Genomic DNA, 22,651 nt, shown 5'->3' with positions numbered 1-22,651 from the left:
TTTTCGTGAGGGACGCGTCTAAGTTCGGTGACAGGCGGCAGGGGGACCCGTAATTTCCTGCTCATTTGTGAGGGCTTTCGGAACTGTCCATCGGACAGCGCCGCGGGGATCTGCGCGCCTACAGAAAGCCAGGACGACGCCTGGCTACACAACTCAGTCGATCACGTCGTTAGGGGAGCTAAAACGTGAAGCATTTCGGAAACAGCAAGCTGTCTGTCGCGATTCGCCTCGGCCTTACCGTGGGCGCCCTCGCAGTTGCGGGTTCGGTGTTCGCTCAGGACGCCAGCACGCCCGCTCAGGCCAATCCTGATTCGGCCAAGAAACTCGAAACCATCACGGTAACCGGTTCGCGCATTCGCAGCGTGGACGTGGAAACCGCGCAGCCCGTCATCACCATGACGCAGGCCGATATCCAGAAGACCGGCCTGACCAACGTCGGCGACATCCTGCAAAACCTCACCATCACCGGCCAGCCGACCTTTTCCAAGGCCGCTGTGCTGACCAGCAACACCGAGGAAGGCGGCCAGTACGTCAACCTCTACAACCTTGGCGAGAACCGCACCCTGGTGCTGGTGAACGGCAAGCGTTGGATGACCAGCCTCAACGGCTACACCGACGTTTCCACCATCCCGGTGGCACTGATCGACCGCATCGAAATCCTGAAGGACGGCGCCTCTTCGATCTACGGCTCCGACGCCGTCGCCGGCGTGGTCAACATCATCCTCAAGGATCGCTTCAACGGCGTTGCCGTGAGCGGTTCGGTCGGCCAGAACGAAGGCGGCAACAACGACGGCACGCAGCAGGCCTACTCGTTCACCGTGGGCAGCACCACGGACAAGTCCTCGATCGTGTTTGCCGCGACCTACAACAAGACCAGCGCCATCTGGGCGAAAGATCGCGACTTCACCAAGTACACCTATGGCGATTTCGACCGCACGGCTGGTTACAGCGGTACGGGCCCGTGGGGTCGCTTCACCAACCCCAATGACGGTGACACCTATGTGCTGAACCACACGGGCGATCCGAACCACATCGGCGTGGGCGCCGACTCGCGCGACATCAACAACTACCATGATGGCGTGCAGGACAACGATTATTTCAACGCTACCAACCAGATGATGGAGCAGCTGCCGACCGAGCTGAAGTCCATCTTCACCGAAGGCAGCTACAACATCAGCGACAACGTGACGTTCAAGGCGACCGGCATGTACGCCGAGCGCAACTCGTCGACCCAGGTCGCCGGCTATCCGCTCACCAGCACCAGCCAGCCGAACTTCCCGGTCTACCTGAGCGGCGAGAGCTACTACAACCCGCTGCCGGGCAACGACCTGTCGTTCGCACGCCGCATCACCGAGCTGCCGCGCGTGAGCAGTGAAAGCGCCAAGTCGCTGCACTTCGATGCCGGCTTTGAAGGCAGCTTCGACTTCCTCAGCCATCCGTGGAACTGGGACGCTGGCTTCGGCTACAACAAGTACGACGTCGATACCACGAACACCGGCAACATCAACCTGCTCAACCTGCAGCAGGCGCTGGGTCCGTCGTTCCTCAATGCCAGCGGCATCGTGCAGTGCGGTACCGCTGCCAACCCGATCGCGCTCAACCAGTGCACGCCGTTCAACATCCTCGGCGGCCCGAGCGCGTCGAACAAGCAAGTGCTGAACTACATCATGGCGCGCGAGCACGCCACCGATCAGAGCATCAACAAGGACTTCACCGCCAACATCACGGGCGGCTTGTTCGAGCTGCCGGCCGGCACCTTCAGCGTTGCAGCCGGTATCGAACATCGCAACGTGAGCGGTTACGACCAGCCGGATGAAATGGCCAGCGCCGGTTACACCACCGACCTTGCCGCCGGTCCGACCACGGGTTCGTACACGACCAACGAAGCGTACCTCGAGCTCAATGCGCCGCTGTTGAAGGATCTCCCCGGCGCCAAGTCGCTGGCCGTGGACGTCGCCAGCCGCTACTCGCACTACAGCAACTTCGGCAGCACCACCAACAACAAGTACAGCTTCACCTGGTCGCCGTTCGAGGACCTGATGGTGCGCGGCACGTTCGCCAAGGGCTTCCGTGCCCCGACGCTGGGCGACTTGTTCGGTGGCGGTTCGCAGACCTTCGATCAGTACACCGATCCCTGCGACGTCCAGTTCGGCAGCCTCAGCAACCCGACCGTGGCGAAGAACTGCGCGGCCGCAGGTCTGTCGCCGACCAACTTCCACCAGTTGGATACCGCTGGCGCCCCGATCAAGGGCCCGAACCAGCAGGGCACCACGCCATTCGTCACCGGTGCCGGCAACGAGTTCCTGCAGCCCGAGCACAGCACCACCCGTACGCTCGGCCTCGTGTACAGCCCCCACTATGTGGACGGCCTGGACATGACGCTGGACTACTACGACATCAAGATCACCAACGTCATCACGGCGATCGATGCCAACTACGTGCTGGACCAGTGCTACCAGTACTCGGTGCAGGAGTTCTGCTCGGCCTTCCAGCGTGATGCCAACGGCCAGGTGATCAACCTGCACCGCGGCAACGCCAACCTGGGCTGGATCGAAACCACCGGCTACAACATGGGCGTGAACTATCGCCTGCCTGCGTTCTCGTTCGGCAAGTTCGTGTTCAACATGAACGTGAACTACCTCGACGACTGGAACCAGGCCAGCACCAACGACGCCCCGGTGATCAACTACGCCGGCCAGTACGGCTACAACCACTGGCGCGCGAACCTTGGCCTGGACTGGAGCCTCGGCAACTGGGGCGCTACGTGGGGCATCCGCTATTACGGCGCGTTCCTCGACCAGTGCTTCAGCGACACCGTCCACTGCAACAAGCCCAACTACACCAGCGTGAACTGGGGCTACGGCACCGGCGCGGACCGCATGGGCGCCAGCGTGTTCAACGATGCGCAGGTCCGTTACACCCTGCCGTGGAAGGGCACGATCGCTTTCGGTATGCGTGACATCTTCGACAAGCACGCGCCGAACACGGTCAATGCTTACGTGCTGGGCTACAACTCGTCGGGCTCGGTCGATCCGACGCTGGACCTGGGTCGCTACATCTACCTCCAGTACAACCAGTCGTTCTAAGCAACACGTAAAGGGCAACACCCTCCCCGCAACACGTTACCGGGGCTCCGCAAGGAGCTCCGGTTTTTTTATGCGCGTTTTTGAGAGGACCAGAAGGCCATTGAGTCGTCAGGGTTGCGGCGCCGCCGTCGCATGCATCCGCGTAGAGAGCACGCTTGCAACTGGCACGCGATAACTCAAGCGCTCGGCCGCGTTTCCGGCATGGTCAGCAACACCGGCAGGACCGCCAGCGCGATCACCGCAATCATCGCGCCGGGCACGGCGGCCCATCCGGTCAGCTTGATCAGGAGTTCGGCCAGGAACGGGCTCACGCCACCGAAGATGGCAGTGGCCACCGTCACGCCCAGGGCCAGTCCGCTCAGTCGGCCCTCGCCGGGAAACTGTTCGGCGGTCGCCGGGGCGCCCACGGCGCTCACCCCGCCGGCCACGCAAGCGAGCACCACGGCGCCGGCGATGATCTGCGCCAGCGATCCGTTCGCCATCAGCGCAAACATGCTCGAAGGCAACACGGCGCACAACACCGCGAGTACGGCCAGCACGGGTTTGCGTCCCACGCGATCGGACAGCGCTCCCACCCAGGGCGTCACGAGGATGACCGCCACCGCGGCAATCGTTGAGAGCGTGAGCGATTCGCTCTCGCCCAGGGTGCCGGTGGTGCTGAGAAAAACGGGCACATAGGTGATGCCCACGTAATAAGTGATCGATCCCAGCGCCGAGATTGCAAAGGTGCGCCATATCGCAGCGCGATGATGCGCCAACGTGTCGCGCACCGGCGATGCGGGCACGGTGCCGCGGGCTTGCTGCCGCTCGAAATCCGGCGACTCCTGCATGGTCGAGCGCGCAATCCAGATGCTCGCCGCAAGCGCAGCACCCACGAAGAAGGGAATGCGCCAGCCCCATGCATCGAGATTGTGCTGGCTCAGCAGGCCGACCGTGAGCGCCGACACCCCAACCGCCAGCAACGCGCCGATCTCGCTGGCGGCGGAAGCCAGCGAGGTCACCAAGCCGCGATGACGCCTGGCCGCACCCTCGAGCAGATAGGCAACGACGCCGGTGTACTCGCCGCCCACGGAGAAGGCCATCAGGCAACGCAACAGCAGCAACAGATAGCCCGCCGCCGGCCCGATGCGCTGGTAGTCGGGCAACAACGCCGTGATCAGCATCGCCAGCGTCATCAGCGCCATCGACATCAGCAACGTGTGCCGCCGACCCAGCTTGTCGCCGATGATGCCGAACATCAGCGCACCAAGCGGGCGCATTGCATAGGAAATGGCAAAGCCCGCCAGTGTGGCGAGCAGCGATTGCGCGCCGCCGCCGAAGAAGACCCGCGACAGCACCGTGGCGAAATACAGGTACAGGGTGAAGTCGTACCACTCCACCACGGTGGAGAGTCCCGCGATCACCATTGAGGCGCGGGTCATCGGCGTCCCACGTTGCGCAACTGCCTTCATCCACACCCTCCCGCCGTGTCGTCATCGCGCCGCCGGCGCTGGCAGACCCCGCCAACGCCTGGCTAATGGCCCGAACCATATCAGCAAGCGGCTGGCCTCGACCCGCCGTGGCTTTTGGAAAAGGCCATGCATATAGGAAAGCAGCGGCTGCGCGAGCGGAGGACGATGTCACCCATGCACTGATCCTCCGTGCACGCGGACAACCCATCACTTCTTCTGGAGATATGTCATGAATGTCAAAGCAATCATCACGGGCATCGTTCTAGCGGCCGCCGTGGCCGCACCGTTCGCCACCATGGCGCAGGACGGCGGTCCGGTCGTGGACATCGGCTATCGTCACGGCAACCTGCGCAATGCCCAGCAGAACATCGTGCAGGCGTGGCAGCTGGTGAGCGATGCGCAGATCGATAACGACGATCGTCTTGGCGGCCACGCCGCCCGCGCCAAGGCGCTGCTGACCCAGGCCGACGAGGAACTGCGTCTGGCCGCCGATGCCGCCAACCGCAACCACTGGTGAGCCGATGGTCCGCACTAAACAAAGCGCCCGCGGGTTGAACGCGGGCGTTTTGCGTTGCGCGTGTCATGAAGCGGACCTGCGCAGGATCTATGCCGAGCGACGCGCCTCGCCTCGCACACGTGTCGTGGGTGCGAACAGTCCATTCGCTTCGCCCACCGACAACATGTTGGCGCCCATGGTGTCGAAACGGCCTTCCTTCAGTGCCTCCTTCGCGATGCATGCGAGATGCGCCAGCACCGCCTGCATCGTGCCGCAACCCAGGCTGATCCGACGCACGCCCAGCTCGCGCAAGGTCGCGGCGTCCGGCGCACCGGGATAGCCTACATAGACGTTCAACGGCACCGGCAACACCGCGGCGAGCCGTGCGATCTCCTGCGTGTCCGCCAAGCCGGGAACGAAAAGGCCATGGGCGCCCGCCTCGACGTACCCCAGGGCACGCTTGCGCGTTTCCTCGAAGCGTGCCTCGCCGGAGAGACCGGGCGTGATGTAGGTGTCGGTGCGTGCATTGATGAACAACGGCACGCCGCGGTGCTCCGCCACCGCGCGGATGCAGGCGATGCGCTGCGCGAGCACGCGCGCGTCGGCAAGCCGGCCCGTCACCGGATCCTTGCCATCCTCGATATTGATGCCGACTACGCCCAGCTGCAGCAGTGCGCCAACCAGTCCGCCGGTTTCTTCCGCGTCGCTGCCATAGCCGCGTTCGATGTCGACCGTCAGCGGCACGGACACGGCGTCGGCGATGCGGCGGCATGCGCCGAGCAGATCTTCCAGCGTCATCTGCTCGCCATCGGGGTAGCCCAGCGTCCACGCCATGGCAGCGCTGCTGGTGGCGATGGCCGGGGCACCGGCATTCTCGATGATGCGGGCACTGGCGGCGTCCCAGGCATTGGGCAGCACCAGCGGTTCAGCGGCGGCATGCAGCTGGTGGAAGGCCTGCGCGCGAGCGATCTGTTCGTGATTCATGGGGTTGGGCCTGTCAATGCCCGCACACCGGGCGCATCAAGGAGACCATTCGTCCGCCGGACCCGCTGTCAGAATCTTTAGCTACTCGCTCGGCATGACGGATCGCATGCGCCAGCCCTTGCTATGCTCGGCACCTGCCCCCGGACGAGTGCTGCCGGCCCGATCATGTCGAGTTTCACCAGCCAGGTTTTGCTGTCGACGGAAACGTTGACGCTGCGCGACGTGCACTGCAGCGGCACCTGTCGCCATCGCAGCGCGGAGGAATGCGCCGCCTCGACCCAGCTGGTGTTTCCCTATCGCGGGCTTTATCTCCGCCACGTCGCCTCCGACCAGACCGTTGCCGATGCCAACCATGTGCTGTTCTTCAATGCGCAGCAGGGCTATCAGGTCAGCCATCCGCTTGATGGTGGCGATGCCTGTCTTTCGTTGGATGTTTCCCCCGCGCTGCTGGCGGAGCTGGCGCCCACGGCATGGGTTCATGCAGGCGAAGGCACCGTGTTCCGCGCGCAGTCGCAGCGCATCGATGCGCGCGCGCAAGCGCTGGTGGCCCTGCTGCGCCACAGTCTCGACCACGGCGACATCGAGCCGCTGGAAGCCGAGGCGCTCACGCTCACGCTGGTGTGCCGGAGCCTGGGCCCGCGCACATCGCGCGCGCCCACGTCGACGCATGCGCGGCGGCGCCTCGCGGATCGCGTGAAGATGTTGCTGGCCAGCGATCTGTCGCGCCGCTGGACGTTGGCCGAGATCGGCGCGGAGATCGGCAGTTCGCCCGTCTATCTGACCCAGGTGTTCAAACAGGTGGAAGGCGTGCCGTTGTATCGCTACCAGTTGCAGCTGCGGCTGGCACGGGCGCTCGATCTGCTCGGCAAGGTGGAAGACCTTTCCGCGCTCGCGGCGGAACTGGGTTTCTCCAGCCACAGCCATTTCGCGAACGCGTTCCGTCAGGCCTACGGCCGTTCGCCTACCGAGTTCCGCCAGGCGTCGCGCCCGGCCTGACGATCACTCGCCTGGATACGGGTGGATGTGCATACCGACCGCGTAGCCCGTCACCAGCCCGGCCGCGAGCGCGACGAGCGTCATCATCCACACGAGCGGATCGATCGCCATCATGCCGATCTTCCAATCGGCCGAATACGCCATGCCCAGCAGCGTGACCATGGCAAGCACAAGACCACCCACGCGTGCCCACATGCGCCGTGCGCGTTCGTTGTATGCGTCGCCGGGACGCCAGTTGGCTTCGATGAAATTCACGGTAAATACCTGCACGAATCAGATGCTGTGCAGCTTAGGAACCGTGCGGAGCCGCCAACATAGGACGATTCCGAAATTCGCCCCGCTCATGCGTTTCGCTGTCGACGGCTAAAGAATTCGACAGCGCCCTCCGGCACACGCGTGGTCTCCTGAGCCTACCCACTGTCGGGTGACTTCAGGAGAGCTGCCATGAGTGAGAAGACCTGCGCCGCGTGCGATTACCCGCTGGATGACAACGCCATCCAGGTCACCGTCGGCCACCGCGTGGTCGAAGTGTGTTGTCAGGAATGCGCGGACCAGCTGCATGAAGCCCAGGCCAAGGCCAGCGGCTGAGCCTCCCTCACGCCTGCCGTCCCCACCAGGCGTGAACAGGCCTGCGTTCCCGGCGTCCGCCCAGACGCGGCGCCGGGAAACGTCCACGCAGTTATTTGCGATTAAACCATTCGACCGGCAAGCGGCACCCACGGCACAAATCAAATGAAAGTGATTCTCAATCGCGAATCGATCGAGGCCACTTTTTTCGCCGGGGGAGCCCCATGTCACCCATCCAGCATCACCGCTGCACACGCCACCTGGCGTCTTTCTGTCCGCTGAGCCGTCTTGCAAGCGCCTCGTTGCTGCTCTTCGCACTCGTACCGATGACGCAGGCGCAGGACGCCGTCACGCTGACGCCGGTGTCGGTGCACGGCACGTACGACCAGAGCGATCGTGTGAACAACCCGGACCTCGCTCCTTCGGTGGGCAAGACCGGCACCAAGCTGGAAGATCTCCCCGCCAGCGTGCAGGTCATTCCCCGTGCCTTGATGAGCGAGCAAGGCGCGACCATGCTGCGCGACGTGGTCGCCAATGCCAGCGGCATCAACGCGGGCGACCAGGATTCCAAGGGCTACTTCGACCACTTCCTGATCCGCGGTCTCAACGCGCAGATCTACAGCGACGGGTTCTCCGATGGCGACCAGCTCAGCGGTCTGTCGCACTCGCTCAATGGCGTGGAGCGCGTGGAAATCCTCGAAGGTCCAGGCTCGGCATTGTTCGGCAGCGGCCCGCCGGGCGGCACCATCAACATCGTGCACTACGCGCCGGCTTCTATCTTTCACTATGGCGCCAGCCTGCAATACGGCTCGTTCGGCAGCCTGACCAACAGCGACTACGTCACCGGCCCCACCGGGGTGAACGGCCTCGACTATCGCGTCGACGCCAGCTTCTCGCACGTGGACGGCTTTCGCGACCTGCACAGCCATGACTACGAAGTACGTCCCGCCGTGCGTTGGTTGTGGGGCAACCACATCACCGACGTTGCGCTGGATGCGCGCAACATCCATGAAACGCCCGATTCGTACGGCATCATCTACTTCGACGGCCAGCCGTTGCGGCATGTATCGATCAATGCGTTGTATTCCTCGCCGTTCACCAGCGCGCATTCGGACTTCGTGCGGCCCACGCTGTCCGACCAGTGGGCGGTGAGCGATGCGTTGACGATCAACAATCGCCTTTCCTACCTGCATCGCACGCTCGACGCCGTGGTGAACGGCGACAGCGCCAGCACCAAGGTAACCAACGGCGAAGTGGTGAGTCGCCAGCTGCGCCAGCAGGATGACAGCAGCGACAGCGTGGACTACCAGTTCGAGCCGGTGTGGAAGTTCTTCACCGGCTCCGTGCATCACACGCTGCTGACTGGTTTCGAATACCAGAACCAGCGCCTGTCCACCGAACGCAGCACCGCCGACCTGCCGAACATCATCGATGCGTTCGCGCCGGTGCCGCCGGAAACCTCGCTCGCCGATGTGGCGTTCAAGTGCGACGCCAAGCATTCCTGCGACGACGACCGCTTGCGTGCGAACTACTACGGCGTGTACGCCACGGACCAGGTCGATGTGACCGATGCGTTCAAGCTGCGCGCTGGCGTACGCCAGGACTGGTGGGATACCTCGCTGACCCCGCGCATCACCGTTCCCGGCCGCTTCGGCACCGATGGCAAGCCGCTGCTCGCCGGCGTGGAAGACTCCCGCAACGATGCGCCGCTGAGCTGGAATATCGGCGCGCTCTACAAGGTGTTCTCGTGGATGTCGCCCTATGTCGGCGTGTCGCGCAGCCATCTCGCCAACTTCAATTCCGAGAACACGCAGAACGGCGTGGGTGCGCCGGAGTCCGCGCTGCAATACGAAGCAGGCCTCAAGTTCGACTGGTTCGACGACCGGCTCGTGCTCAACACCGCCGCTTTCGATGTGAAGCGCGACCACGTGGCCGCGGCGACCACCATCAACGGCGTGGAAGCCGTGGTGTTCGACAGCCAGAAGACGCGCGGCACGGAAGCCTCGCTGGATGCCGCCCTCACCGACCAGTGGCATCTGCTGGCGAACGTCACCAGCCAGGACGCCACCATCACCGACAACCCGCAGGGCATTAGCTCGGTGGGGCACCGTCCGCAAGGCGCGCCCAATTTTCTCGGCAACCTGTGGACCACCTATCGCTTTCCCATCGCGGGCATCGCTGGTTTCCGTATCGGCGGCGGCGTGAATTACCAGGACAAGAGCTACAGCGACCTCACCAACGTCAACGGCATTCCTTCCTCGGTGGTATGGAACGGCCTGCTGGGCTATCAGGCGGCGGTATGGGGCGTGGATGTGAACCTGCGCAACCTCACCAATCGGCGTTACTTCGTGGCGGCCAATGGCGCGGGTGCCTTGGTGGGTGAACCGCGCAGCGCGTTCGTGAGCGTGCATGCGGATTTGTGACGGCGCACGCGTGCCTCGTAACATGCACCGATAACGGAGCGGGGCGGCGGGTGGCCGCGTCGCCTTGTCGCCTGGAAACGAGGAAAGCACGCATGCACGTCACGCGCATCATCGCTCTGGCAGCCCTGCTGGGCCTGCTCGACGCCGTCGCCAGCCCTGCCCTTGCGCAGGACGACGCCATCGGCATCGTCGCCGACCCGTGCACCAGCGAGAAAACGCCCGAGCAGGTGCCGACGGGGCAATGGAACGCCTACCTCTTTGCGCAGGATTTCGGCCAGCTGTGCCACTACCGTGCGCAGAATGCCGAACTGATCAAGGCGGGCAACAAGCCGCGCGTGGTCTTCATGGGCGATTCGATCACCGAGTTCTGGGGCCAGCAGGACGCGGCATTCTTCACCCACGGCAAGCTCGACCGCGGCATCAGCGGACAGACCACGGCGCAGATGCTGCTGCGTTTTCGCCAGGACGTGATCGACCTGCATCCCCAGGCCGTGCACATCATGGCCGGCACCAATGACGTAGCCGGCAACACGGGACCGTCCACGCTCGAGCAGGTGGAAGGCAACATCGCTTCGATGGCCGAGTTGGCCCGGGCGCATGGCATCCGCGTGATCCTGGCCAGCGTGCCGCCGGCCGGCCGCTTCCCCTGGCGGCCCGAGGTGCAGCCGGTCCCCATCATCCGGGCGCTGAATCGCTGGATGCAGGACTACGCCAGCCGCAACGGTTTCGCCTATGCCGACTACTACCGCGCCACGGCGACGCCCGAGGGCGCCATGAAGCCGGGCCTGGCCGACGACGGCGTGCACCCCACACGCAAGGGCTATGCGGTGATGGAACCCCTGGCCGAAACGGCCATCCAGCAGGCCCTGGGACCCGCCCGGTAAACCCTGACCGGCGGTGGGCCCGGCCCTTCTGACGCAGCCGCTTGACCCGGGAAGTTGATCTACAAATAAGAATCATTATCATTGTGTCATTCGCCTCGGGCGAACCGGACCGTCCGTGGCGGTCCCGGCCACGCTTTCTTCAAGGGTCTCCCCATCATGTCCGCTCCTTTCTCCAGAACCGCGCTTCTGGTCGCGATCTCGTTTGCCCTGCTCGGCACGGCGCACGCCGATGACCAGCCCGATACCCCGGGCAAGGCGGCCCATCCGGACGACAAGAAGACCCTGGAGGCGGTGAACGTCGTCTACTCCACCACCAAGACCGAAACGCCGGTGGTGGAGATCCCCCAGTCGGTGACCGCGATCACGCCCGACCGCATGGCCCTTTACGGCATGCAGAACCTGGATGAAGCGGTGCGCTACATGGCCGGCGCGGTGGGTGGCAGCTATGGCGCCGATCCGCGCAGCGACTGGATCCTGATCCGCGGTTACGACCCGGCCAAGTTCCTCGACGGCCTGTCCCTGCCCAGCGGTTCCTGGACCGCCGATTCGCGCATCGAGCCCTATGGGCTGGAGCGCATCGAAGTGAACAAGGGGCCGTCGTCGGCGATGTACGGCCAGCTGCCGCCCGGCGGCATGATCGACATGACCAGCAAGCGCCCGAGCCTCGATGCACCGCACGAAATCGAAGCGACGATCGGCAGCTTCGGCCAGAAGCAACTGGCCGGCGACACCGGCGGCCAGCTCGACAACGACGGCCATTGGCTGTGGCGCGTGGTGGCCCTGGCGCGCCAGGGCGATTCGAACATCAAGCATTCCAAGGACGACCGTTACTACTTCGCGCCCAGCCTCACCTGGCAGCCGGACGACAACACCTCGTTCACCCTGCTGCCGCGTTACCAGCGCAGCCTGTCTGACGGCGTGGGCGGCTTCCTGCCGTCGCAGGGCACGCTGTATCCGAACCCCAACGGCCAGATTCCGCGCGACGTGAATCCGGGCGAGCCAGGCTACGACCATTACTGGAAGACCGACGAGTCGATCGGTTATGCCTTCAATCATCGCTTCAACGAAGTGTGGTCGTTCCGCCAGGACCTGCGCCTGCAGAACGAGAAGGTCGATCACCGTTCGATCGGCAGCCTGGGCCTGGAAGCGGACCTGCGCACGCTCGATCGCTACAACTACCCGCTGGTGGACCATGCCAACGTGTTCGCCGTGGACAACCAGGTCGAGGCGAAATTCGACCAGGGCAGCGTGCAGCACGATGTCTTGATGGGCGTGGACTATCTGCATAGCCGCAACGACTACAAGTCGGGCTTCGGCACCGCGCCGACCATCGACATCTTCAATCCGGTCTACGGCCAGCCGATTGCGCCGGCACCGTATACGTTCCACACCAACAGCCTGCTCGAGCAGTTGGGCGCGTATGTGCAGGACCAGATCAGCATTGGCAAGTGGGGCATCGTCGCCAGCGGCCGCGAGGACTGGGTCAGCAACGACGTGAAGGACCTGATAGCCAACACGCAGCAGAAACAGAACGACAACGCGTTCTCCGGCCGCCTTGGCGTCAACTACACCACCGACATCGGCCTGGTGCCGTACGTGGCGTACTCGCACTCGTTCAAGACCACGGTGGGCACCACGTTCGATGGCAGCGCATTCAAGCCGATCACCGGCGACCAGTACGAAGGCGGCCTGAAGTACCAGACGGCGGACGGGCGCACGTTGATCACCGGCGCGGTGTACCAGCTCACCCAGAAGAACGCGCTCACGGTCGACCCGGAACACTTGTTCTTCTCGCTGCAGCAGGGCCAGACGCGCACGCGCGGTGCGGAGCTGGAAGCGAATGTCGCGCTGACCGACCACCTGAACGTGACCGCCGCCTATGCCTACACCGACGCCAAGGTGACGCATGCGAACGACGCGACGCTGGGCAAGGAAGTGGCCCTGGTGCCAAAGCAGCAGGCGTCGCTGTCGGCCGATTACAACGTGCACGAAGGCGTGCTGGCAGGGCTGGGCTTCGGCGGCGGCGTGCGCTTCATCGGCGAGCACTACGGCGACGCGTTCAATCAGTTCCGCACGGGCGGCTATACGTTGTTCGATGCGAATGCGCACTATGACGTGGAACGGTGGCGCTTCCAGGTCACCGCCTCCAACCTGTTCGATCGCAATTACGTCAGTGCGTGCAATAGCGCGATCTGGTGCTATTACGGGTATCCGCGGGAGATCACGGTGTCGGCGCGCTATCGCTGGTGAGCGCCTAGCCCGCGCCTTGCACGGCACTTCTCCCTCTCCCCTGCGGGGAGAGGGCCGGGGTGAGGGGCGGGTGCTCGCGGGAACCTGTGTGTTTCTGTGGGAGCGCACCCTGTGCGCGACAGCCACGCTGGGATGTATCGCTCCGTAGGTTTGTCGCGCACAGGGTGCGCTCCCACAGGTGTCGCCGAGGCCTGGCGGGTCTTTCGCAAGTACCCCTCAAACCTCCGCAAACCCCATCGCCTGCCGCCGCCGGTACATCTGGTAATACGCCGGCGTGTGATGCAACTGCACGCCCTCGCATTTCTCTTCGGCCGATGCGATGCGCCCCACGAACAGCGTATGCGACCCGAACTCCTGGCTGTGCACGATGCTCAACTCATGCACGCATAGCGCCTCGGCCACGGAAGGAATGGCGAACTCCCGCGAGGGGCGCACGGGAAACGGAACCTCGTTCCAATCGTCCAGCGGCCGCTTGTGATGCGCGCTGAGCGCGTAGACGGCAGTCTTCATGCTGGCAGGCATGCTCGACAGCGCAACCCGGCGGGTCTGGCGCATGAAGGGGGCGGAGACGTTGGTGCTGCGCAGCGCCAGCGTATAGAAGCCGCTGCGTTCCAATGGGCCAATCAGATCCATCGGGAAGATGTTCTGGTGGCCTTCCGCCTGCACCGACACCAGCACCACGGGGCGCGGACACAGATACGCAATCATCAGCTGCTGCACCGCCTGAGGCGCCATCAGGGCGTGCTGCGCGGAAGGGTGCTTGCGCATGAGGCGGTTCTGCAGCCACGTATTCCACGGACGATGCGGCCAGCGCAGACAGCGATGCTCGCCCGCCTCGACGCGGTAGAGGGTGAGCGAGCCCTGCTCGATGGCAAGCTGCGTGGTCTTCGCCAGTTGCAACGTACCCAGGATCTGGCCCGTGCTGCGATCGCGGTATTCGATCACGGCTGACGGGCCCGCATCGATGCTGGTCACGATCGTCAGCGGCTTGAGCGACGCCACCGCATGATCGGCGGTGACATCGGCCGTTTCATCGTTCCAGCGCAAAGTGGCCGCGACAGACTGTTGCGACGGCGCCACCGCAATCGTCGACCATTGCGGCAAGGGGCGCACGAACGGCCTGACCCAGTCCTTCCACATGTCAGCGCCGCCGCAGCAACAGGAACAGATAGAGCTGGTTGGCCATGCCCAGACCGCTAGGCAGCACGCGCTCCAGCTGGAAGTGCGGCATGGCCGCGCGCGCCACGACGCGCGGCGCGAAGCGATGGATGCGACTCTCGCTGTCGACCGCATAATGGCCGCGGCGAAGGAGATGGAGCAGGTTCGCGCGCCACCACGCGTAACGCGCATCGGCGAGGTAGTACGGGTTGAGCATGCTGGCCAACACGAAACCGCCCGGACGAACCACGCGCGACAGCTGCTCAAACAGCGCGGCCTGGTCCGGAATGTGGTTGAGCACCGCAAAATTCGCCGTCACCGCGTGCACCCTGCAGTCCAGCGGCGACCTCACGGCAGCGATGGCCTGGCGCTCGATCTCCTCGCGGCAATGCAGCTCCAGGTAGCCTGAATTCGCCTCCGAAGGCTCGTAGACGTACGTCGGATGGCCCTTGGCCGCGTACACCTTGGCATCGATGCCGGTACCCGCGCCGAAATCGAGCACGCTGGCACCCGGCGGCAACAGGCTCAGCGCCAGCTCCTGAAAGCGGTCGCGCACAAGCTGGACTCGTGGCGAGGCCAGCATGAACTGGTGGTACTGCTCTCCGGTATGCACGTCTTCGTCTACCCTCGCGACTCATCGCTTATCCGGCGCCTGGCGCCGATCGCCCGCCTGGCCCGTGCGGCGCGCCGGGTGCGGAGACTTCAGGCGCCTGTGAAAGACTCCAGCGTTCCGTGAGTGCGGGCCCGAGAGCGGAAAGTTGTCTTTTTCGGTCGTTCCAGCGCGGGCTGAGACGCCCATGCGGCAGGGTTCGCGCCGCATGAGGCGCACAAGCCGGCGGAATGCGGCCTGATCGCCCTGCCCCACGCCCGCACCAAACAGGCGCCCCCGAGCCCCTACCGTGTAAAATGACCGTTTTTTGACCAGTCGTGATCGTGCCAGCACCTCATTGGACGACAGTCCGTGGCCCGACGTTCATTCGCTTGCTTGCACGCCTGACGGACGTTGACGTTGCCTCATCCAAATCATCGCTGTCGGACCGGCTGAGCCATTGGCTGGACTGGACGCACGCGGTTGCGCTGTCCACGGTGCTCGATGGCGAGCACTCGACCGAAAACGGTGCCCCGGGCTTCGGCGACAGCGAGGAGGACGAGTGCGCCCGCACGCGCAGCTCGCTGGCGTTGGCGATTGCCGGGGATCGCGCCTTCACCGAGGAAAGCGATGCGCGTGAGACGGGCGATTACACCCCGTTTCGCCAGCGCTACCTCGCCTTGCAGCGAAAGATGCTGGCCACCACCGGCCATCTGCGCGGCCGCCTGCGCGACATGCTGGCACAAAAGAGCGCCCCGATGGCCCAGCTCGCGGCGGTGGACGCCGTGATGGAACGCGCCCTGAGCCCGCGCGAACAGATGCTGCTGGCATCGGTGTCGGGCGTGCTGGGACAACATTTCGAACGCCTGCGCGAGGCGGAACTTAAAACGCTGGCCGATGCGCAGGCCAGCGAGACTGCGCCGGCGGCAACGCCCGGCGCCTGGCTCGACGTATTTCGCAGGGACATGCAAAGCGTGTTGCTCGCCGAACTGGATGTTCGTTTTCAACCGGTCGAAGGGCTGCTTGCAGCGCTTCGAACCCGCTAACTGGGTAGTCATGTTCAAGAATCTTCTACATCTCGCCGTGTTCGCGATTGGCCTGATCGCCGTGTGCTGGATCGGTGCCGGCTATGTCGGTTCCAACCCGCTGGGCGCGGCCGTCGCGGGGCTGATTGGCGCCTGCTATCTCGCTGGCGCGATGGAGCTGTATCGCTATCGCCAGGCCACGGCGACGCTCACGCGGGCCGTAACGGATTTGTCCGCGACGCCATCGAGTCTGTCCGACTGGCTCCGCGATCTGCATCCCAGCGTGCGCAACGCCGCGCGCCTGCGCATCGAGGGCGAACGCGTGGCCATGCCGGTGCCGGCACTGACGCCCTACCTGGTGGGCCTGCTGGTGCTGCTTGGCATGCTCGGCACCTTGCTGGGCATGATGGCGACGCTTCGCGGCACCGGCATCGCGCTGGAAAGCGCCACTGATCTGCAGGCCATGCGCGGATCGCTGGCCGCGCCCGTGAAGGGCCTGGGCTTCGCGTTCGGCACCTCGATTGCCGGCGTGGCCAGCTCGGCCATGCTGGGGCTGCTGTCCGCCCTGTGCCGGCGCGAACGACTGCAGGCCATGCAATTGCTCGATGCGCAGGCCGCCAGCAGCCTGCGCGTGTACTCCAAGCACCATCAGCGCGAGCAGGCATTCAAGCTCCTGCAGCAGCAGACCGAGTTGATGCCGACCCTGGTCGATCGCCTGCAGGCGATGATGACGGCCATCGAACAGCAGAGCATCGACGCCAGCGAACGCCAGCTGGCCAGCCATGAAGCGTTCCACACTCGCACCGAGGCCACCTACACGCGCCTCGCCTCGTCGGTGGAAGCTTCGTTGAAGGACAGCGTGGCCGAAAGCGCACGCGCGGCCTCGGCGGCCCTGCAGCCCATCATGGCGTCGACCATGGAAGGCATCGCGCGCGAAACGGCGACGCTCCACGATCAGGTCACGCAGGCCGTGCAGCAGCAGCTCAGCACACTCTCGGCCGGATTCGAAACGACCACGACCACCGTGGCCGGCCTCTGGAACGAGGCACTGGCCGAACATCGCCGCACCAACGAAACGCTTTCGCTCGACCTGCGCCACACGCTGGATCAGTTCAGCGCAACCTTCGAACAGCGCTCGACCGGCCTGCTCGAGAACGTGACGGCGCAACTGGATGCCACCGCCGGCAGCATGGCGCAGGCCTGGACGCAGACGCTGTCCCAGCAGCAGGCGGCCAACGACGCGCTGGCGGCGCGCAACCAGCAGGCATGGGCCGAGGCCGCAACGAACTTCGAGCAGCACGCGACGTCGCTGGTCCGCACGGTGAACCAGTCGCATGCGGATCTGCAGGGCACGCTCGCTTCGCGCGACGAGGAACGACTGTCCACCTGGACGCAGACGCTGGGTGCGATGGGCGCTACGCTGGGTCAGCAATGGCAGCAGGCCGGCCAACAGGCAGCGGATCAGCAGCGGGAGATCTGCGACACGCTGGCACGCACCGCCGGCGATATCTCCGCGCAGACGCAGACACACGCCAGCGAAACCATCGCCGAGATCTCCCGACTCGTGCAGGCGGCATCGGAAGCGCCGAAGGCCGCGGCCGAAGTGGTGGCCGAACTGCGCCAGAAACTCTCCGAAAGCATGGTGCGCGATACCGCCATGCTGGAAGAGCGCAGCCGCCTGCTGGCCACGCTGGAAACGCTGCTCGACGCCGTGAACCACGCCTCCACCGAGCAGCGCGAAGCGGTCGATGCCCTGGTGTTCACCTCGGCCGATCTGCTGGAACGCGTCAGCACACGCTTCACCGATCACGTCGAAGCGGAAACCGGCAAGCTCGGCGCCGTGGCCGCGCAGCTCACCAGCAGCGCCGTCGAAGTGGCCAGCCTGGGCGATGCCTTCGGCTCGGCCGTGCAGTCGTTCGGCCAGTCGAATGAAGCGCTGATGGAGCGCCTCGAACAGATCGCCGGCGCGCTCGACAAATCGGTGGTGCGCAGCGATGAGCAGCTCGCTTACTACGTGGCGCAGGCCAGGGAAGTCATCGATCTCAGCATGCTGTCGCAGAAGCAGATCATCGAGGACATGCAGCAGCTCGCCAGTCAGCACGCACCGGCCGGGACCGAGATCGCATGATCGACGACATGGACGGCGAAGCCGAGTCCAGCGCACCGATCTGGGCCGCGTTCGGCGACCTGATGTCGGTGCTGCTGGGTGCGTTCGTGCTGATCCTGGTCGGCGTGATCGCCGTGCAGCTGCAGCTCTCCAGCCGATTGGACGAGGAAGTGAAGCAGCGACAGGCCGAAGCGCAGCGTCGCCAGACGCTGGAACAGGCGTTGGCGGTACCGTTGGCGGCGGGCCGCGTCACCCTGGTCAACGGCCGCATCGGCATCCGCGGCAGCGTGCTGTTCGCGCTCAACTCCGATCAGTTGCAACCCGAGGGGCAAGAGGTGTTGAAGAGCCTGGCCGCTCCGCTCGCCGGCTATCTGAAGTCGCGCGACGAGATCCTGATGGTCAGCGGCTTCACCGATGATCGCCAGGTGCGCGATGGCAACCACCAGTTCGCCGACAACTGGGAACTCTCCGCCGAGCGTGCACTGACGGTGACGCGCGCCTTGATCGCCGAAGGCGTCCCCGCATCGTCCGTATTCGCAGCGGCGTTCGGTTCGGAACAACCGGTCAGCACGAACGCCAACGACGAAGGGCGGGCGAAGAATCGCCGCGTGGAAATAGCGCCCATCCCGAAGCCGTCGACTTCCAACGTGGCGTCCCATGAGCCCTAGCGGCACGCCTGCCCGCGCCGTGCTCGATGCATGGCGCGAACAACAGGCGGATCGCCTGGACCCGGTTCGCTTCCAGCGGATGGACGCGCTGGAACGGCGCGCGGCGAATCATGAGGGCGAGGTGCGACGCCTGCTGGACGACAAGCTGGCCGCGCTGATCGACAGCTATGCCGGCGATCTCGAGAAAGCCGCCACCGCCGGCAGCGCCAACGCTGCGCCAGCAGCCGGCCGTGGCGCGCTGGTCGAACTGCTTGAACACATCGCCCTTTCCACGGCGACGCGGGACCGCATACTCGCGGCACACAACGTAACGCCGCCCTCCTCCAGCTATCCGACGCTGGAAACACTCGCCGAGTTCAAGAAGATCTGGTCCGCCGTTCGCACCGGCAGCCAGTTGCGGCAGTCGCTGGAGCAGGTGCCCGAGAACGCGGGCCCGCTGAACTCGGGCGCGCTGGTGCACCGCTCGATCGGACTGATGCGCGAACTCTCGCCCGGCTACCTGCAACAGTTCCTGTCGTACATCGATGCATTGTCGTGGGTCGAGCAGATCAACGGCAGCCTGTCGTCGGGCAGCGAGGCACCTCGCGCCGCCAGCCCTCGCAAGCGCAGCAAGGCCAAGTCGCGCACGCCTTGAAAAGGCGCGTTCGTCGAACGCGCGGAACTGTGACGCGGTTGAATCACAACGCAACTTTCTTCGCGGCTGTTTCGCGCTTGGAACCGCCCAGCAATCTCTTGCGCTGAAGATCGCCGGACCCGTTTCAAGCGCATTTTCTTGCATCGGCTATGGCTTTCAGACGTCTGCTCCGCGCCCGGATGCCAGCGTATAAATGAGTGCAACAGGGGCGATTCGATCACTCGCGATGCGTGCACTCGCGAGTACTTCTAGGGCGCTCTATGAAAGACACAGCGATGCCGATCATCGACATGGATTGGGCTGCTTTCGATCCATGGCGCATCCAGCCGTTCAAGCACACGTTGACGGATCATCCCCTGCTTCAGACCGATCAGCTGGTGGAGCTGGGCAAGCGTTGCCGGGGCACCAAGCGCTGGTACGCCTTCAGCAGCAACGTCACCGCCGGGACCGACTTCGACGATGCCGCCACGCTGTTTCCGACCAGCAAGTCAGCGGTCGACTCGCTACGCGACATCAGCGCGGCGAAGGCCTGGGTGCTGTTGCGGCATATCCAGGCGGACCCGCTCTATCGCGAGTTGGTGGATTCGGTCATCAATCCGATCAAGCCACAGATCGAGCGGAAAGATCCCGGCCTGTACTACCGGGCAGGCTGGATCTTCTCCGCGTCGCCGAACACGGCCACGCCTTTCCACATCGACCGCAGCCACGTACTGCTGCTGCAGGTGCGCGGCACCAAGACCGTCTACGTCTGGGATCCCGACGATACCGACGTCTGCAGCGAGCGTGCCCGCGACTGCTTCCACCTGCGCCACGACTTGAGCCGGACGCTGTGGCATGACGAGTTCCGGCAGCGGGCCCACGTGTTCGAACTCAGGCCCGGCATGGGCGTCTACATGCCGCTGACCAGTCCGCACATGGTCGAGACCAGCAACGAGGCGTCCACCACCATCAGCTTCACCTACAACACCCATGCCACGCGCAGGAATGCCAAAGTGCATGTGATGCGCGAAATGCTCTACCGGCTCGGCATGACGCCGCCCGATGTCGGCAAGAGCCACGTGTTCGATCACGCTGCGTTGGCAGCCGCTTCAGCCATCGTGGTCTGCCACGGTCCTGGCGGGCATCCACCGGCCTGCCCTTCATTGCGGCGGCGGAGCGAATACGCGGTGGCGGATTGACGGTGCAACGTCAGTCATAGGCCGAAGAGTGGAAGCAGCTTCTAACGATGCGACGCAATTTCATGCGCCGCTTCGTTAGAGGGCACTGCTTGGGGTGTTTCAATCGTGTGATCGCGTGGGCGATTCCGCTGAAGGCGCGCTCGAAAGGCCGCCATTTTCAGCGACGCTCATTCCCATCACCGTCATTCCGGCGCAGGCCGGAATCCAGTGGCGACCACGCGAGGTTGTCGCGACACCTATCAGTGCTTCCAGGGCCTCGCGAAAACTCGACACAGAGTCCACTGGATTCCGGCCTGCGCCGGAATGACGGTGTAGGTGGTCTCGCGAAAACCCAGGAGTTTTCAGGAGCGCAACTTGTACCCCGTCCGGAAAATCCACGCGACAGCAAACGCACACAGCAGCAGGAAGCCCAGCGTCATGCCTGCACTAAGCACGACATTGACGTCGGAGTGTCCGTAGAAGCTCCAGCGAAATCCGCTGATCAGGTAGACCACCGGATTGAACAGCGCCACCTTCTGCCAGAACGGCGGCAGCATGCCGATGGAATAGAACGCGCCGCCCAGGAAGGTGAGCGGCGTGACCACCATCAGCGGAATCACCTGCAGTTTCTGGAAATCGTCCGCCCACAGTCCGATGATGAAACCGAACAGGCTGAAGGTGACCGCGGTGAGCAGCAGGAACACGATCATCCAGCCCGGATGCAGGATGCTGTACGGCACGAAGAAACGCGCCGTCACCAGGATCAGCAGCCCGAGCATCACGGACTTGGAAGCGGCCGCCCCGACATAGCCCAGCACTCCCTCCATGGGCGACACGGGTGCGGAGAGCAGCTCATAGATGGTGCCCGACCACTTCGGCAGATAGATGCCGAACGAGGCATTGGAGATGCTCTCGTTGAGCAGCGACAGCATGATCAAGCCCGGAATGATGAAAGCGCCGTAGCTGGTGCCGCCGATCTCGCCCATGCGCGAACCGATCGCGGTGCCGAACACGATGAAGTACAGCGACGTCGACAACACCGGCGACACGATGCTCTGGGTCAGGGTGCGGAAGGTGCGGGCCATCTCGAAGCGGTAGATGGCGCGAATGGCGGGAAGGTTCATGGCGCACCCCGCACGAGGCTGACGAAGATGTCTTCGAGTGAACTTTCCAATGTATGCAGATCCTTGAAATCCACGCCGCGCTCGGCCAGCTTGCGCAGCAGTTCGGCGATGCCGGTGTCTTCGCCCTGGGTATCGAACGTATAGATCAGTGTGGCGCCGTCGTCGGCCAGCGCCAGACCGGAGGCATCCAGTCCTTCTGGCAGCGCCTGCATCGGCGTCTGCAGCGTGATGGACAGCTGCTTCTTGCCCAGCTTGCGCATCAGCACATCCTTCTCTTCCACCAGGATGAGCTCGCCGCGCGTGATCACGCCCACGCGGTCGGCCATTTCTTCGGCCTCCTCGATGTAGTGCGTGGTCAGAATCACCGTGACACCGGTCTCGCGCAGCTTGCGCACCATCTCCCACATGTCATGGCGCAACTCCACGTCGACGCCGGCCGTGGGTTCGTCCAGGAACAGGATGCTGGGCTCATGCGCCAGCGCCTTGGCGATCAGCACGCGACGCTTCATGCCGCCGGACAAGGTCATGATCTTGGCGTCTTTCTTGTCCCACAGCGACAGGTCGCGCAAGACCTTTTCGATATGGTCGTCGTTCCGCTCGCGGCCGAACAGGCCACGGCTGAATCGCACCGAGGCCCACACCGTCTCGAATGCATCAGTGGACAGCTCTTGCGGCACCAGGCCGATCTTCGAGCGGGTGACGCGATAGTCGCGCTGCACATCGTGGCCATCCACCAGCACAGCGCCGCCGCTGGGCCTGACGATGCCGCAGACGATGCTGATCAAGGTGGTCTTGCCCGCGCCGTTCGGGCCAAGCAGCGCAAAGATCTCACCGCGTCGAATGTCTAGGTCAACGGTCTTCAACGCCTGGAAGCCGCTTTGATAGGTCTTGCTGATCGCTCGGATGGAAACCGCGTTTGGCGTTGAAATAGCCTGGTCGCTCATGAGGTCCCTTGGGTTGAACGCATTCATCCATAGGGATTCTACGCCCGGTATTCAATATCCGCCCGCACAAAGCACAAGGCCCGGCGCGATCCCGCGCCGGGCCTCGCT

General features: G+C 64.3%; 19 protein-coding genes. 12 read left to right on the top strand and 7 right to left on the bottom strand.

Annotation, left to right across the window (positions count from 1 at the left end; translation table 11 throughout):
* Positions 1 to 185: 185 nt before the first annotated feature.
* Entirely contained in the window at positions 186 to 3,086 is a 2,901-nt protein-coding gene (locus tag ISP20_RS20600) for a TonB-dependent receptor domain-containing protein (RefSeq protein ID WP_204638097.1), read from the top strand.
* Positions 3,087 to 3,262: 176 nt separating this feature from the next.
* Here ISP20_RS20600 and ISP20_RS20595 read toward each other — a convergent pair whose 3' ends face one another.
* Positions 3,263 to 4,507 (bottom strand): MFS transporter, encoded by a 1,245-nt coding sequence (locus ISP20_RS20595; RefSeq protein WP_204638096.1) that lies wholly within the window; start codon positions 4,505 to 4,507, stop codon positions 3,263 to 3,265.
* Positions 4,508 to 4,766: 259 nt separating this feature from the next.
* Between ISP20_RS20595 and ISP20_RS20590 the strand changes: the two genes are divergently transcribed.
* Complete coding sequence (locus tag ISP20_RS20590) at positions 4,767 to 5,054, top strand: hypothetical protein (protein ID WP_204638095.1); 288 nt, start codon at positions 4,767 to 4,769, stop codon at positions 5,052 to 5,054.
* Between the two features lie 87 nt (positions 5,055 to 5,141).
* Here ISP20_RS20590 and ISP20_RS20585 read toward each other — a convergent pair whose 3' ends face one another.
* On the bottom strand, positions 5,142 to 6,017 hold the full coding sequence (locus ISP20_RS20585; RefSeq protein ID WP_204638094.1) for an isocitrate lyase/PEP mutase family protein: 876 nt from the start codon (positions 6,015 to 6,017) through the stop codon (positions 5,142 to 5,144).
* 165 nt (positions 6,018 to 6,182) lie between these two features.
* On the opposite strand from ISP20_RS20585, the gene ISP20_RS20580 reads away from it, so the two are divergent.
* Entirely contained in the window at positions 6,183 to 7,013 is an 831-nt protein-coding gene (locus tag ISP20_RS20580) for a helix-turn-helix transcriptional regulator (RefSeq protein WP_204638093.1), read from the top strand.
* A gap of 3 nt (positions 7,014 to 7,016) precedes the next feature.
* Here ISP20_RS20580 and ISP20_RS20575 read toward each other — a convergent pair whose 3' ends face one another.
* Entirely contained in the window at positions 7,017 to 7,268 is a 252-nt protein-coding gene (locus ISP20_RS20575) for a hypothetical protein (protein WP_204638092.1), read from the bottom strand.
* Between the two features lie 189 nt (positions 7,269 to 7,457).
* Here ISP20_RS20575 and ISP20_RS20570 point away from each other — a divergent pair, with 189 nt between their 5' ends.
* From ISP20_RS20570 to ISP20_RS20555, 4 genes are all read left to right on the top strand, one after another.
* Entirely contained in the window at positions 7,458 to 7,601 is a 144-nt protein-coding gene (locus tag ISP20_RS20570) for a hypothetical protein (RefSeq protein WP_204638091.1), read from the top strand.
* Positions 7,602 to 7,804: 203 nt separating this feature from the next.
* The gene (locus ISP20_RS20565) at positions 7,805 to 10,003 is read left to right on the top strand and encodes a TonB-dependent receptor (protein WP_204638090.1); all 2,199 of its coding nucleotides are present in this window, start codon (positions 7,805 to 7,807) and stop codon (positions 10,001 to 10,003) included.
* Between the two features lie 92 nt (positions 10,004 to 10,095).
* A complete protein-coding gene (locus ISP20_RS20560) occupies positions 10,096 to 10,887 on the top strand; it encodes an SGNH/GDSL hydrolase family protein (protein ID WP_204638089.1) in 792 nt (263 codons plus the stop codon).
* Positions 10,888 to 11,043: 156 nt separating this feature from the next.
* Positions 11,044 to 13,137, top strand: coding sequence for a TonB-dependent siderophore receptor (locus tag ISP20_RS20555; protein ID WP_204638088.1), 2,094 nt, complete (start codon positions 11,044 to 11,046; stop codon positions 13,135 to 13,137).
* 216 nt (positions 13,138 to 13,353) lie between these two features.
* Here ISP20_RS20555 and ISP20_RS20550 read toward each other — a convergent pair whose 3' ends face one another.
* Positions 13,354 to 14,277, bottom strand: a complete 924-nt coding sequence (locus ISP20_RS20550) for a flavin reductase (protein ID WP_204638087.1) — start codon at positions 14,275 to 14,277, stop codon at positions 13,354 to 13,356.
* 1 nt (position 14,278) lies between these two features.
* Entirely contained in the window at positions 14,279 to 14,908 is a 630-nt protein-coding gene (locus ISP20_RS20545; RefSeq protein ID WP_204638086.1) for a methyltransferase domain-containing protein, read from the bottom strand.
* Between the two features lie 317 nt (positions 14,909 to 15,225).
* Between ISP20_RS20545 and ISP20_RS20540 the strand changes: the two genes are divergently transcribed.
* From ISP20_RS20540 to ISP20_RS20520, 5 genes are all read left to right on the top strand, one after another.
* Positions 15,226 to 15,930: a DUF3348 family protein gene (locus ISP20_RS20540; protein ID WP_204638122.1), complete on the top strand. Its 705-nt coding sequence runs from the start codon at positions 15,226 to 15,228 to the stop codon at positions 15,928 to 15,930.
* 10 nt (positions 15,931 to 15,940) lie between these two features.
* Positions 15,941 to 18,037 carry a DUF802 domain-containing protein gene (locus tag ISP20_RS20535; RefSeq protein WP_204638085.1) on the top strand — a complete coding sequence of 699 codons (2,097 nt, stop codon included), beginning with the start codon at positions 15,941 to 15,943 and terminating at the stop codon, positions 18,035 to 18,037.
* Positions 18,034 to 18,684, top strand: a complete 651-nt coding sequence (locus ISP20_RS20530) for an OmpA family protein (protein ID WP_204638084.1) — start codon at positions 18,034 to 18,036, stop codon at positions 18,682 to 18,684. The genes ISP20_RS20535 and ISP20_RS20530 overlap by 4 nt, the downstream gene beginning before the upstream one ends.
* The gene (locus ISP20_RS20525) at positions 18,674 to 19,318 is read left to right on the top strand and encodes a DUF2894 domain-containing protein (protein ID WP_204638083.1); all 645 of its coding nucleotides are present in this window, start codon (positions 18,674 to 18,676) and stop codon (positions 19,316 to 19,318) included. Before ISP20_RS20530 ends, ISP20_RS20525 begins: the two co-directional genes overlap by 11 nt.
* Before the next feature lie 275 nt (positions 19,319 to 19,593).
* Positions 19,594 to 20,496, top strand: coding sequence for a cupin-like domain-containing protein (locus ISP20_RS20520; RefSeq protein WP_204638082.1), 903 nt, complete (start codon positions 19,594 to 19,596; stop codon positions 20,494 to 20,496).
* A gap of 341 nt (positions 20,497 to 20,837) precedes the next feature.
* Here the strand turns inward: ISP20_RS20520 and ISP20_RS20515 are convergent, their stop codons facing one another.
* Positions 20,838 to 21,599: an ABC transporter permease gene (locus ISP20_RS20515; RefSeq protein ID WP_204638081.1), complete on the bottom strand. Its 762-nt coding sequence runs from the start codon at positions 21,597 to 21,599 to the stop codon at positions 20,838 to 20,840.
* Positions 21,596 to 22,543, bottom strand: coding sequence for an ABC transporter ATP-binding protein (locus ISP20_RS20510; protein ID WP_204638080.1), 948 nt, complete (start codon positions 22,541 to 22,543; stop codon positions 21,596 to 21,598). Before ISP20_RS20510 ends, ISP20_RS20515 begins: the two co-directional genes overlap by 4 nt.
* Between the last annotated feature and the right edge of the window lie 108 nt (positions 22,544 to 22,651).

Source organism: Dyella kyungheensis, from assembly GCF_016905005.1.
Lineage (GTDB): Bacteria > Pseudomonadota > Gammaproteobacteria > Xanthomonadales > Rhodanobacteraceae > Dyella > Dyella kyungheensis.
Note: the sequence above shows the minus strand (reverse complement) of the source record. Positions and strands in the feature narration are given on the sequence as shown.

Bases quoted from the DNA above. Each gene is read 5' to 3' on its own strand.
- ISP20_RS20565 (WP_204638090.1), top strand. From the start codon at position 7,805: ATGTCACCCATCCAGCATCACCGCTGCACACGCCACCTGGCGTCTTTC.
- ISP20_RS20595 (WP_204638096.1), bottom strand. From the start codon at position 4,507: ATGACCCGCGCCTCAATGGTGATCGCGGGACTCTCCACCGTGGTGGAG.
- ISP20_RS20590 (WP_204638095.1), top strand. From the start codon at position 4,767: ATGAATGTCAAAGCAATCATCACGGGCATCGTTCTAGCGGCCGCCGTG.
- ISP20_RS20535 (WP_204638085.1), top strand. From the start codon at position 15,941: ATGTTCAAGAATCTTCTACATCTCGCCGTGTTCGCGATTGGCCTGATC.
- ISP20_RS20520 (WP_204638082.1), top strand. From the start codon at position 19,594: ATGCCGATCATCGACATGGATTGGGCTGCTTTCGATCCATGGCGCATC.
- ISP20_RS20525 (WP_204638083.1), top strand. From the start codon at position 18,674: ATGAGCCCTAGCGGCACGCCTGCCCGCGCCGTGCTCGATGCATGGCGC.
- ISP20_RS20510 (WP_204638080.1), bottom strand. From the start codon at position 22,543: ATGAGCGACCAGGCTATTTCAACGCCAAACGCGGTTTCCATCCGAGCG.
- ISP20_RS20570 (WP_204638091.1), top strand. From the start codon at position 7,458: ATGAGTGAGAAGACCTGCGCCGCGTGCGATTACCCGCTGGATGACAAC.
- ISP20_RS20555 (WP_204638088.1), top strand. From the start codon at position 11,044: ATGTCCGCTCCTTTCTCCAGAACCGCGCTTCTGGTCGCGATCTCGTTT.
- ISP20_RS20580 (WP_204638093.1), top strand. From the start codon at position 6,183: ATGTCGAGTTTCACCAGCCAGGTTTTGCTGTCGACGGAAACGTTGACG.
- ISP20_RS20585 (WP_204638094.1), bottom strand. From the start codon at position 6,017: ATGAATCACGAACAGATCGCTCGCGCGCAGGCCTTCCACCAGCTGCAT.
- ISP20_RS20560 (WP_204638089.1), top strand. From the start codon at position 10,096: ATGCACGTCACGCGCATCATCGCTCTGGCAGCCCTGCTGGGCCTGCTC.
- ISP20_RS20530 (WP_204638084.1), top strand. From the start codon at position 18,034: ATGATCGACGACATGGACGGCGAAGCCGAGTCCAGCGCACCGATCTGG.
- ISP20_RS20550 (WP_204638087.1), bottom strand. From the start codon at position 14,277: ATGTGGAAGGACTGGGTCAGGCCGTTCGTGCGCCCCTTGCCGCAATGG.
- ISP20_RS20515 (WP_204638081.1), bottom strand. From the start codon at position 21,599: ATGAACCTTCCCGCCATTCGCGCCATCTACCGCTTCGAGATGGCCCGC.